This window comes from Enterovibrio sp. QJM3NY_24 (assembly GCF_057786035.1).
The window spans coordinates 1043871-1056395 of sequence record NZ_CM173520.1 but is presented as its reverse complement, the minus strand read 5'-3'; the positions used below and the strand labels follow the sequence as shown (position 1 = coordinate 1056395).

12 protein-coding genes are annotated in these 12525 nt (G+C 45.0%); 7 read left to right on the top strand and 5 right to left on the bottom strand.

Going from position 1 to position 12525, the window contains the following annotated elements; genetic code table 11:
* Nucleotides 1–103: 103 nt before the first annotated feature.
* Both AC3CIC_RS20920 and AC3CIC_RS20915 read left to right on the top strand, forming a co-directional pair.
* Nucleotides 104–1159: an AcrVA2 family anti-CRISPR protein gene (locus tag AC3CIC_RS20920; RefSeq protein ID WP_488516091.1), complete on the top strand. Its 1056-nt coding sequence runs from the start codon at nt 104–106 to the stop codon at nt 1157–1159.
* Nucleotides 1160–1229: 70 nt separating this feature from the next.
* Nucleotides 1230–1487, top strand: a complete 258-nt coding sequence (locus AC3CIC_RS20915; protein WP_488516090.1) for a type II toxin-antitoxin system Phd/YefM family antitoxin — start codon at nt 1230–1232, stop codon at nt 1485–1487.
* 104 nt (nt 1488–1591) lie between these two features.
* On the opposite strand, the gene AC3CIC_RS20910 is transcribed toward AC3CIC_RS20915, so the two are convergent.
* The 3 genes from AC3CIC_RS20910 to AC3CIC_RS20900 form a co-directional block, all read right to left on the bottom strand.
* Nucleotides 1592–2896 carry a hypothetical protein gene (locus AC3CIC_RS20910; RefSeq protein ID WP_488516089.1) on the bottom strand — a complete coding sequence of 435 codons (1305 nt, stop codon included), beginning with the start codon at nt 2894–2896 and terminating at the stop codon, nt 1592–1594.
* Between the two features lie 227 nt (nt 2897–3123).
* Nucleotides 3124–3567 carry a DUF3015 family protein gene (locus tag AC3CIC_RS20905; RefSeq protein ID WP_016959850.1) on the bottom strand — a complete coding sequence of 148 codons (444 nt, stop codon included), beginning with the start codon at nt 3565–3567 and terminating at the stop codon, nt 3124–3126.
* Between the two features lie 5 nt (nt 3568–3572).
* Nucleotides 3573–5396, bottom strand: a complete 1824-nt coding sequence (locus AC3CIC_RS20900; RefSeq protein ID WP_488516088.1) for an Lnb N-terminal periplasmic domain-containing protein — start codon at nt 5394–5396, stop codon at nt 3573–3575.
* A 583-nt stretch (nt 5397–5979) separates the two neighbouring features.
* On the opposite strand from AC3CIC_RS20900, the gene AC3CIC_RS20895 reads away from it, so the two are divergent.
* A complete protein-coding gene (locus AC3CIC_RS20895) occupies nt 5980–7290 on the top strand; it encodes a hypothetical protein (protein WP_488516087.1) in 1311 nt (436 codons plus the stop codon).
* A 347-nt stretch (nt 7291–7637) separates the two neighbouring features.
* Nucleotides 7638–7904, top strand: coding sequence for a hypothetical protein (locus AC3CIC_RS20890; RefSeq protein WP_488516086.1), 267 nt, complete (start codon nt 7638–7640; stop codon nt 7902–7904).
* Nucleotides 7905–8020: 116 nt separating this feature from the next.
* Here the strand turns inward: AC3CIC_RS20890 and yghU are convergent, their stop codons facing one another.
* Entirely contained in the window at nt 8021–8881 is an 861-nt protein-coding gene (gene yghU / locus AC3CIC_RS20885; protein ID WP_488516085.1) for a glutathione-dependent disulfide-bond oxidoreductase, read from the bottom strand.
* A 353-nt stretch (nt 8882–9234) separates the two neighbouring features.
* Here yghU and AC3CIC_RS20880 point away from each other — a divergent pair, with 353 nt between their 5' ends.
* A complete protein-coding gene (locus AC3CIC_RS20880; RefSeq protein ID WP_488516084.1) occupies nt 9235–9744 on the top strand; it encodes a M23 family metallopeptidase in 510 nt (169 codons plus the stop codon).
* Between the two features lie 14 nt (nt 9745–9758).
* On the opposite strand, the gene AC3CIC_RS20875 is transcribed toward AC3CIC_RS20880, so the two are convergent.
* A complete protein-coding gene (locus tag AC3CIC_RS20875; RefSeq protein ID WP_488516083.1) occupies nt 9759–10754 on the bottom strand; it encodes a zinc ABC transporter substrate-binding protein in 996 nt (331 codons plus the stop codon).
* A gap of 137 nt (nt 10755–10891) precedes the next feature.
* Between AC3CIC_RS20875 and AC3CIC_RS20870 the strand changes: the two genes are divergently transcribed.
* Nucleotides 10892–11611 (top strand): metal ABC transporter ATP-binding protein, encoded by a 720-nt coding sequence (locus tag AC3CIC_RS20870; protein WP_488516082.1) that lies wholly within the window; start codon nt 10892–10894, stop codon nt 11609–11611.
* The gene (locus AC3CIC_RS20865; protein ID WP_488516081.1) at nt 11612–12463 is read left to right on the top strand and encodes a metal ABC transporter permease; all 852 of its coding nucleotides are present in this window, start codon (nt 11612–11614) and stop codon (nt 12461–12463) included. It begins immediately after the preceding gene.
* The last annotated feature ends 62 nt before the right edge of the window (nt 12464–12525 follow it).

Genomic DNA, 12525 nt, shown 5'->3' with positions numbered 1-12525 from the left:
TTTCTAAATTACTTAAACATAGAGCAAACAAGTGGATATTACATATAAATTGCCACACCCTGTTAGGATCTCATGTAATGAGACTTATGAAAGGGAAGTGGAAATGCAAAATAGAATGTATGATTCTATTTTATCTAATGTGAATATAGGAAATTGCTGTTTGGACTATATCGCAGCAATCGTGCAAAAAAATCACCCCTCACTAGTTCGAGTTTATACTGAACGAGGTATGACAATTCATGAAGCAATGATTGCTATATCGTCGACAACCCTGCCATATAAATTTCGACATGATGAAGGAGCTATTTTAACAACATCAAATGAGATTGATCTTATATTGGATAATACGGACATTGGTGATGATATACCAATTTCACACTTAAGGCCGCCATTTGGGAGTTGTTATATTGAATTTACAGAAAATCGCAGCTCTTCTTTATATGTTTACAATAAAGAAACCGGAGACCATATATTGGAAGGGGTTTACATTTCAGAAACTGAAGTATTGCCTGGAACTCTAGAAATGAAGGCATTCGTCACTAAGGCTGATGTTGATATTACCAAGAACCTTCGTGTCTTGGACCTCATGTTTACAGGATCGCCAGTAGGTAAATCTCATAACAAAGATGATGCATTAAGGCTTCAAAGTTTTTATATACAAGATAATGGAAAAACAATCATTGAAGAGCTGAAAAATGTTGAGGATAAATATGGGAGTGATTTGGATTTTGTAGGTGACTTACCTTATTTATTAAAAATTCTAAACCATATGGCTAAGGTCCTTCTTTTTATTAACTGTAAACAGTACAGAGACACTGCTTTTAACGAGAGGCGTGAAATTGAAAAGAAGATAGCATCACTGAAAAGCATCTCAAAAATAAAAAAATACAAAAATAGACTCAGAAAATCTTATGATAGAGTAATAATCAAGCCAGAAGATAACGTTAAGTATACAAGCGATGCTAATCATCAGCACAAATCAGAAGTTAAAGATAAGAAAGCGCATTGGCGTAAAGGTCATTTCAGAATGCAGCCATATGGATTAGGAGCAACAAAAAGGAAAATAATTTTCATTGAACCAACGATTGTTGGCGGAATTTATGCAAATAAAAAAAATTACAAAGCAAAACCTAAAGTATCAGAAAGAATAAGCGCTTAATTAATTCAACCTTGCCATACTCAAAGTGATCGAATAGTGTCACTTTGAGTGTTTCTTCGAGGTAGTGTGGATGAAAATAGAATTAGTGACGTCGTTAAAACGCCAAGCAACCGAGATCTTATCTGAACTGCGCGAAAGCAAAGAACCTGTTCTGATCACTGAAGATGGCAAGCCATCTGCCTATCTCGTGGATGTTGAAGAATATGAATTCATGCAAAATCGCCTTGCGCTACTGGAAGGTATCGCACGTGGCGAAAGGTCCGTTGCTGAAGGTAAAGTGACAAAACACGCTGAGGCAAAGAGTAAGATGTCAAAGTGGCTAAAATAGTGTTGTTCGATTCAATAGCCAATAGGTGTCGTTGAAACAGCTGATCGATCACCCCCAACGTCACTGCTCCCCAATACCCTTTCACCCCACCCTCTTTTATTGCCCTATCGCAAAGGCTTCTCAACAGAAAACCAAGTAAATATCTTCAAGGGTGCCAAAACTTTGCTCTCGGCTTTCTTCTTCAAAAACTGGAAGCTGATATAAACCGTGACGGGCAAGAGATACATAGCAAACGCCAATGCCACTGTGATGATATTTGGATTCGCTGCACTCATGATGAGTAACAAAAGATCAATCAAAAAGACGGCGACAAAACAGTAGTAAGTCAGTTTCGCGACGATGGGGAATAACATGCCCTGCTTCTTACACTTGTTGGCGCCGTAATCGACAAGTTCAGAGACTGTTATAACGATGACCCCTAATCCCGCGAAGGCATACGTCACATTCCCCCACAGCGCGAAGTAGTGCTGCAGTATGGATTGCTTCGCGCCAATGAAAGCGTCCATGAATGGCTCGATCGCTGAAAGAACACCTGCCGATGTTCCGTTGCTTAATATCAGATTAAACATGAAAAATAGAGACACAGACACGGCCAATGCGCTTGGAACGGCCAACAGCATGACGCGTTTTGCTGACACGGCTTTTTTCATCGCGGTTTGAACGAGATGCCGAGACTTGGCGATTTCATTTCTTACCTTTTGAAACGTTAGCGGCGAGAGAAAGGGAAATTGCTTGAACAGCACATCATCGTCTTGCTGCGACTCGACAAGGGCTAAAAACGGCGAGTTGTTCAGCGGGGAGTCTGAAAGAGGTTGTATGCCGATCTTAGCTTGCGAGCAGATTTCACCAACGCCATGTAGGGTTTTGTCAATGTAACGAGAAGCCGTCAATCCCAGTTTTTCATGGCCGTTCACATGAATCGCTAGGTTGCCGTTCTCATCGCGCATACTGCATAGGTGAAAAGCGTGTTCTTCGCCTTCTATCTCTAACACCATCCGATTCACGGGCAACACACCTTGACCAGCATCGCCTAGCGGCGCATCCCAAATGACGTGACCAATAAATGCATCTTGGTCCAAAATCGCCATGGCATCATGTGAATTTCGGCGGGCAAGTGCGATTCTTCGCCCTTTACCTGCGATGTTGATTGCCCAAACGTCAGCGTCTCGCGCGATGCAATAGAAATGCTTTTTCGTCGAGGCTTCATCATCGTTGTTTGGCAATGCAACCCAACGCGCTTCACTTGTTCGCTGGGGAGGTTGAACGCCCATGCCAATACCGACGTATTTCCAATCTTGCAAAGACACGAGACGGATTGACGTTTCAAAGTACTTTTCATGGGTTGTTTTTAGTGCTCTAAAAAACGAATCAAATGCATCACGTAATTGAATATCTAAGCCCGATTTCACGACTGCTCCACGCTGTATTCCGGCAATAAAAGTGGGGGCATCATGGGGCAAGGAAGGAGAAAATACAAAAGCTAAAGGCTGACAATTTGCTGTAAAAGCATAGTGATGAAGAAATGCTCAGAAAATGGCGATGGTTCAACCGCCAAAAACAAGAAAAGCACGCAGCGTGTAGGTAACCCCACGTGGATGAGAGCAAGCAGGGAACAAAGGCTCCCTGCTGAATGCGACTACAGGCTTGCTACAACAGCATTGTAGTATGACTGAGGTGTTACCTCGTCCACTGCGAGTTGACCTGCAACATTGGCACGAACAGACGTGATTACGCCTTCTTGGTTCGCGGCTTCTACTTCTAGAATTTCCAACATAGCATTAATGTGTTCGCCAGAACCTTTAGAGGTGTCTTCCATCATTTGGTCAAAGTTGTTCTGGATGAACATGGCAGCTTTCACTTCGCTACCTTCACATGTTCCTTGCGAAGAGATATTAGACGATACAGCCGTTGTACCCAAATCCCAGATAACGTTTGAGATACCTGCAGCAGCAGGAATATCGTTAAAAATCATTGCTCCAATACCACATTGTGTCCAAGGGTTAATTCCTTCTTTGTCCTCGGCAGCAACATTACCCGACATAAAAGCAGCAGCGACAGCTAATAGCGCAATTTTTTTCATATTATTCACCAATAAATAGATAAGTTAGCGGCATACTCAAATCCTTCGTCATAACGAACAGTGGTTCTGAGATCAAAAGCTTGATGATCAAAGAAACGTTGTTCCCACGCTAAATGATTATTGTATTGCCATTTTTTGTTTATATTAAAATAACCGCCTAATTTCATTGAGGTAACCCAATAAGGAGTCACGGTTAAGACTCCCCCAATTTCTGGTCCGCTAAACAGATTGATATCTTTTAGTGAATTAATTTGTACATCTCCCGCTAACGCCAAATGGCTAACGAGACTGTCAAAGGTTTTCCAGCTTTTACCGACAAAGCCTTCGAATGAGGTATCTGAACAATTTATACAATTTAGTGCCGTGGGCTTGTAGCCAGCGGATATCCCCCAAGCCAATTGACTATCACCAGGTAGCCCAGTTTGGGAGACATTTAAGTTGATAATATCGATGAGAGTAAACTCTCGTAGTCGAACCGAATCATCCTCTTTGGTATAGAGAAATGTCAGGTCAAAGGTATTCAGGGCTGAGTCTGGAATCCTTGCGGAATTCATGTTTAACAGGTCGTAATAGTTGGCGCGGAACCTAAGTGCCAATGCTTCGCCAAACGCCTCGTTGTAGATTGCTGAAGCTTGAAGCATTGTCGTATTCTGGGCTTTGTGAGGTGGCGTTTGTTTGGGTTCAATCCACCCAGTTTCTGATGCAGGCAGGCTAAACCGTAACGCTAGGAGTGCCTTAAGTTTTGCCGTTTGAACATCGTTGAGACCCTCATTTTTCACATCGATAAATGCGTAATAGTCATAGAGCGTATCGACGATCTGTATGACTTCATTGTGTGAATGATCATCAAATTGCTGTTGAATCTCTGATGTCGGAGTGTCAACGATACGAGCGATCGTTTCCTGCTGGTCTTCATTGAGTTGGGCAAAGCGCTGATAGAGTTGCTCTTGACGTGATTTGTGATAGATAACGTCATCAACAAATGCGTTTGTTTGGGGCTTGTTCAACATCATGACAATATCGAATGGCATTACCCAGACTTTTCCCTCGGCAATCAATGGTTTCTCCATCACCATCTCTAAAACTTTAGCTAGCTGATACGCACAGTTTTCTGTGAAGAAATAGTACGTCATGCTGCTATTTTCCAACTCCCAGAGATGGGCGAGCAAGAAGTTAACCTTTTGCTGTGAAAGGCGTAGCCGATACTCCCACAAGTCTCTTAGCTCAGATTCGTTGTATGTGAGGTTTTGGTGATGGTATTTCTGGTTAGTAAACTGGCCTGAATAGCCGCCAGTAATGCCCTTGTAGATATAAACAAGTTTGTTATCTTCATCCGGTACACGAGCGCCATAATTGAATGTATTGTCGAGAAATTCGTGATTTTGAGCGCTGTTAAACTTGAGTAATACGTGCCCGTACATAGAGGCGGGATTGCCGAGATAACCACTGGCATAAACCAAACTGACGCTTTCTGCGGAGAATGCCTGCATATACGTTTCGTATTCACGGCAATCGACCTTTGGGAACGGGATGTTGGGCAATACCTGCTCAAGCCACATTTTTCTCGCGGGAAAGCGGCACTGTGTTTGAGGCTCTAACGTGAAGGCGTCTAACGTCGCGGAAAGTTCCGCTGCTGCATTGTATTTTCCATCAGGTGATAGAAAGAAATCAGCACTGTTTATCAGGCTTTCTGAGCCGAACCAGCTGGGTTCATGATGTAGAAGATTTTGCCATGTCGGATTTTTGTGGAGGTTGAAGATATGACGAGGTTCACGGCCATCTGCACTGGCTGTGAAAGAGGCAAAAAAATGTAACGCAATGAGACTCATGTATACAAAATATTGCTTGATATGCTGCTTCTTATTCGTTTGGCAGATTTTTCCTGAGTAAAACACAACACGCATGTTTTTTCGAGGTTTTAACGCTGTTATCACACATTTTTTTACTAAATTTGTCGTCAAAATAGCTATATTTTCGCTTCATACCCAAGGCAGAGTACTGACCCATCTAGGGTAGGATCGAAGAAAGCCCATTGAGGGTAGTATTCAGCTTGTTCATTTTGTTTGTCTGCGTTCCGTATCGACCCGTTGTTCGTTTTACTCGTTATGTGTCGATGGCGTTATATTTGAATCAGTTGGTTTATAAAAGCATCTGTCTCTTCATGTTAACCATATGCATATTAGTTGATATAATGCGTTTCTGTTGACGTTTTATTTTTACGAAAGCTTTTCAGATGTGAACCATCAAAAAGGCGTCCTGTCGTCTTAGCACTATTTTCTCATTCATTCTCCATACTCTTCATTCACTTATTCCCATTCATTTATCATTCTCGATCACCAGAAAGATGAAATAGTCTGATGCAAAAACATCAAAATTGCTGACGATGATGGCTCAGGTACCGTCACCACCAATTTGGAAGGAAGCGGGGAAAACACCGTCGATGACTCTGCCTATATCACCACAACCAAAGCCGATGGCAGTTACACGGTAGTGTGGAGAGGATGGGATACAAATTACAATGGAAACAACAAAGTCTACCTTCAAAGTTTCAACGCCGATGGGACGTTTAAGGGTGATGAGCTGACATTCGGCACTAGGCAGAAAATAGAGTCACCTCAAGTCACCATGCTAAACGACAATGGCGATATGCTGGCGACATGGACGGGCTACAACAACAGTAGCAGCCTCAATACGCATTCTTATGCCCAAGTTATTTATGCAGACCCAAGCCAACACAATGGCGCAACGATGGGACCCGTGATGGATTTGGGAGCGTCAGCGCTACGATCTGTTACCTCTGAGCACTCTGGTGAAACCAGCGTGATCGTTTGGCAAAACGGTTTCTCCGTATACATGCAGGTACTTGATACTGTCGGTAACAAAGTAGGAACAGCTAACGTCGTCGGATCCGTTTCCGCCAACTCTAATGGCTATTCAATTGAATCAAAACCTGAAATCAGCGTTTTGGAAAATGGCAACTATGTCATTTCCTGGAATCAAGGTTCTACAGCGACCGCCACTAACCTTGTAATGCTATCTTCAGATGGCAACAAAATTGGCAATACACAAACACTCAGTATTGGTGGCACTGATGGCGTCGGAGATTACGAAACCAATGTTGTTAGTATTGGTAACGGTAAATTCGCCGTGGTGGGTTCATCTGGTGGAACGGTTAAGTTGACACTGATGAATGGCACCAACAACGAAGCCGTGGTGGACGCCACCCAAACCCTGAGTTTGGCGGGCACGACAGCTAACGATCAACCATCAATCACCTCGGTTGGTACCGATGGCCGCTTCGTTGTTGTATGGCGCGGTATCGAAAACAATGAGTGGCACACTTATATGCAGCACTTTGGTGCAGATGGTGCGTCAAGCAGTGCAGTTGATAAGTTCCAGGCAACGGGTGGACATGGCCCAGCGAAAGTTGTTGGCGTAGGTACTGACGGTGACTACGTGGTTGTTTGGGCGGCAATCGCTGACAATCAACGATATGAAGTTCGCGTCCAGAAGTTCAATTCAGACGGCGCTAAAGTCGGTAACGAATTGGCGTTCACAGGTCAAGATGCTAGCGAAAGTAGCCTTGGTTTTGATATCACGCCAGTCGGGAATAAAGGTGCCTTTACCATCACGTTTGGCGGCAAGGATTCAGCAGAAAATGGCAACGACAGATCCATCTATGTGGCTCAGGTCGATGAGTATGGCAGTGTAATCCAGCCTTAGAGGCTATTTACTGACAAAGTCAGTCCCATAAAAAATGGCTGAAAAAACCAAAGGGCAGGATGATTATCCTGCCCTTTTTGTATGCGAAATTTACCGTCTCACATCGAACGAATTTTGAGCAATAGCTTGCAATCTACAAGTCATTGAAGCGATCGATTGCGCGACACTTACCCACAGAAATTGGGGATAAGATTGGAATGGGCCGGTGTGATGTGTTTTTCGTTTCGCCAAGTCTGATGCCGCGGCACTCTTTCATTCCTAATATCTTTAACTAGATCAATGTCTTGGTATTGAAATTCATATTATTTGATAATGGGTCGAACACCTATTAATCATCAGAGAAAACTATGGTATCGCAAAAAATGGAGTTGTTAGCGCTGTTATCAAAAGAGTGTGAAGCTTACGCTACCATTCCCACCAGTGAGGATCGAAAAAAGCGCGAGAAAAAGTGCTTTATCAATGGCCTGATGACAGCATGCAGAGTCGTTGGCATCAGTTTCGAAGAACTAACGATAATCGTCGAATCCATGCCCAAGGAAGCAGAGTTCAATGACCTTGATGAGCAACTGGCTATCCCAACATATGTGCGAAACAAGTTGGACATTAAACTTTAGGTGTCGGCTACTCCGAGATCGCGGTGTTTAGGTGAGGGTTCTATCTGTCATTAAAGTGTTGGATCAGAAAAAAGCGCATCTTAAAGATGCGCTTTCACAGTCAAATCACGTCAACACTACGGGCGTAGTTTCAGCACCTTATCAATGTCTTCCGCGGAATGACGCTCGGGGACTTGTTCCCACGCTTCACCAAACGAACGATTGACCACACGACCACGCTGCACACCTTCACGGGCATCTAACTGTTTTGCCCAACGGACCACGTTGGTGTACGTGTTCGCTTCCAAGAACTCAGCGGCATCGTATAAGCGGCCAAGCACGAGGCTGCCATACCAAGGCCAAATCGCCATGTCTGCAATCGTGTATTCTTCACCAGAAATATAAGTGTTGTTAGCAAGCTGCTTGTCCAATACATCTAACTGGCGCTTCGCTTCCATCGCAAAGCGATTAATTGGGTACTCTTGTTTCACATCGGCGTACGCATAGAAGTGACCAAAGCCACCACCAAGGAATGGCGCTGAACCTTGTGCCCAGAACAGCCAGTTAAAGGCTTGTGTTCTTGCTGCACCGCTTTGCGGTAAGAATTGACCGAACTTTTCAGCCAAGTGCACAAGAATAGAAGCGGATTCAAACACGTTAACGGGTTCATCACCGGACTTATCAACCAACGCAGGGATTTTAGAATTCGGGTTCACCCCGACAAACCCAGACGAAAACTGGTCTGACTCACCAATGTTGATCAGGAACGCATCGTATTCGGCTTCTGCAATCCCAAGTGCTAAAAGCTCTTCAAACATGATGGTCACTTTCTGACCGTTTGGGGTGCCAAGCGAATAAAGCTGAAATCCATGTTCACCGACAGGTAAATCCCGATCAAACCTTGCGCCTGACACAGGGCTGTTAATGTTCGCGAATTTGTTACCGCTGCTTGCTTCATTTGCCCAAACTTTTGGCGGTGTATATTGGTTGTCGCTCATGGTTTCTCCTTAAAACATTGATGACGGACTAGTTAATCAACGGCAGGGGAGCCGATAATGCCAACTGAAAATGTACCTTGACGTTGCCTAGGTATAACTAGTCATTATCCAAACAAATAACACTCTAGCACTAGCCTTTGTTCGATCACAAAACTTAAGCACGGTCATATTGAAACAAGAGGTATGAGCCGCATTTAGCAATAGAACGTTAATTGCCTGTTTTTGTTTCCACATTCTTTTTTCACGTGGGCATTCTCCTTTAACTCTTACCTGACAAATCATTTGGACGGCAGTATTACGCTGTTCTTTGGTTTGCATTTATTCTTGTACACCTAGGTTAAAGGACTAACGACATGAAACGGGTTTTTATCCTCCTGCTTGTGCTTTTTTGTACGGGGCTATTAATGCCTTCTGACGCGATCATTCCGGTTAAAAACGGCCTGTGTAACGATTGGAATACAAAAACATTCTGGTTCGAACCCTGGGGGAGTTCAGGTGTACACAAAGGCATTGATGTATTCGCTAATGAAGGTACGCCATTACTGGCTGCAACCCGCGGTTTGGTGACCTTTTCGGGTGAACTGAGTAAAGGCGGGAAAGTGATCGCCATTCTGGGCCCCAAATGGCGCATACACTATTACGCTCATCTTAAAGACATCTCACCAGCGCTTGGTCGTTGGGTCACTCAGGGAGAAGAAATTGGTTCTGTTGGGCGAACGGGCAATGCATTCAACAAACCTGCTCATCTCCATTATTCCGTGCTAACGCTTGCGCCTTACCCATGGAGAATGACCACGGAAACCCAAGGCTGGAAAAAGATGTTTTATCTTGATCCAGCCAGTGAATTTGAAGCGTGCCATTAAGGATTAATCGCCGTCTATTTACATTGGCTCAGGCTGTTCACCATGGCTTCAATCAAGGTTTGATATTGCGCACTGCCAACAGGAATGGCTGCGCCTAATGGGTCCATGACACCGATGGTTGTAATGCTTGTGCCTTCAAACACGTTCTTCACCAAACCTGGGTTGTATTGAGGTTCGGTAAACACGCAATTCACATTCAGTGCTTTGACTGCCTCTCTGATTTCTTTGATGCGCTTAGGGCTTGGATCTTCCGCATCCCCTAACGAGATTGCACCTGTTGCTATAACGTCAAAGCGTTTTTCAAAATACTGGTAGGCATCGTGAAAAACGATGAACTTCACGTCTCCGAGTTTGCCAAGTTTGGTATGGGTATCCGCGATAAGCGCATTGAGTGACACTGTCGCTTCAGCAGCATTGCGTTTGTACCTTGACGTATTATCAGGGTCAGCGGCAGACAGTGTTTCCTGAATCACAGCTACCCACGCTTTGGCGTTTTCAGGGTCTAGCCATGCATGTGGGTCGTTGCCGTGGTGGTCATGATCATCATCGTTTTTGTGCTCGTCATGGTGTTTCTCAGCAGCATCATGTTCATCTTCGTTTTCGTCGTGATGCTCATCTTCCTGGTGTTGATCACCGTGGTCGCTATGGGCTTCAAACGTCGCACCTTCACGGTATTCGTGGGTGTGGGTTTGTTCCAGCGCGAGCATTTCCACTTTTTCAGCAGAACCCGCTACATTGTCCAAGGCTTTTTCAAGCCACGGCGTTAAGCCTTCTCCCATCCAAAAAACCACATCGGCATTCGACAGGGCTTTTGCTTGTGAAGGACGTAGAGTGTATTCGTGCGGCGATGCTTCAGCGGGGATCAGTAAGTTTGGTTCACCCACACCTTCCATTACCTGACTAACTAACGAATGAAGCGGTGCAATATCAACTGCAACGCTGGGCGTTGCATGGGCTGTAAAAGACATGCTGACGCCAAAAGCTGCGAAAGCGAATAGTGAGTGACGCATGAATTTCTCCCTTTCAAATGGTCATCCATTGATGATCTAGTAAACTCAATTGTTATGTTATAACATAACAAACATATCAGGCGTCACCAGTCAGATCTAGCGCTGTTTGATTTTTAGGTTGTAAAGGAAATACATCAATGTTGATTGAGTGCCACAACGTGTCCGTTCGTCTCGGTCAACGAGATATTCTCCGGAATATCAATCTTTCCGTGCATGCTGGTGAAATTATCACGCTTGTCGGTCCGAATGGCGCAGGAAAAAGCACTCTATTCAAAACTATCATTGGCGCGCTTTTCCCCAGTGGCGGTGAATTAAAAAAAGCCGCGGATTTACGCATAGGGTATGTGCCTCAGTGGTTATACATCGATGAAACCCTGCCAATCACTGTCTCGCGATTTATGAATTTACCCCGTGCACACTCACGTGACGTGGTGGCTCAGGCACTTGTGGATGCAGGTGTTGAAGGACTGGATAAACAACAAGTGATGGATTTGTCAGGCGGGCAATTTCAGCGCGTGCTACTCGCACGAGCGCTGCTCGGTGAACCGAATTTATTGCTACTTGATGAAGCCACACAAGGGCTAGACCATCGCGGGACAGCCGATTTCTATCGACAAATCGCCAAGGTAAGGGAAACGCGAGGGTGTGCCATTGTCATGATCAGCCATGAGCTTCATGTGGTGATGAAACAAACTGATTGGGTGGTTTGCCTCAATGGGCATATTTGTTGCCAAGGTGAGCCTGATGTCATCAGTGATTCACACGAATATCGCGCCTTGTTTGGTCTTGATGCGCATGACGATACCGCTTTAAATCTGCGCGAATCTCGCCGTCAATCTGCAACCGGAACGCTCTGAATGTTTGATGATTTCTTAATCCGAGCAATGCTAGCCAGTGTCGGCGTTGCCTTGGCTGCTGCCCCGTTAGGTTGCTTTGTTGTGTGGCGACGCATGGCCTATTTCGGTGATGCGACGGCACACGCTGCGGTGCTGGGCGTGGCACTTTCACTCACGCTATCGACCCCGATTTTTGCTGGCGTGTTGGTTGTGTCTCTATTAATGGCAATGACGGTTTCAAGCCTTAGCGGGCGGGGCTTTGCCATGGATACTTTACTAGGTGTGATTGCACACTCTTCTTTGGCGATAGGTCTTGTCGCTGTTTCTTTTCTTTCTGGTATCAGGATTGACCTGATGTCTTATCTTTTCGGGGATATTTTGGCCGTCGGCCAAACCGATATTTGGCTCATTTGGGGCGGTGCAGCCTTGGTGTTGTCGCTCATTGCGTATCGTTGGTCTGGGTTGCTGCTGTCTACGTTAAACCCTGATCTCGCGCTCGCGAGCGGTTTTGACCCCAAACGTGAGCAATTCATTCTCACTCTGTCTTTGGCCATTGTGGTCGCCGTTGCCATCAAAGTGGTTGGGGTGCTCTTGATTGCGGCCATGTTGATTGTTCCAGCCGCCACTGCTCGCCCTTTAAGTCGAACGCCTGAAACCATGGCGATCATGGCTGCATTCATCGCGGTATGTGCCAGTTTGATCGGCCTTCGCAGCTCCTTCGTTTTCGACACGCCAACAGGTGCCACGATCGTGTGTGTTTGCACCTTCCTGTTTATGGTGACCAACCTTGCCGCAAAGCTTTTCATGCTGCTGCGCGAAAAAATCGCATTACATCAGACGGAAAAAGAGAACGGTACCTGTCGCGATCGTTAACGACAACAAGGCTCTTGATAAGAGACATCACATCAAACCCCATGCTTACCCGACAAGGTAGT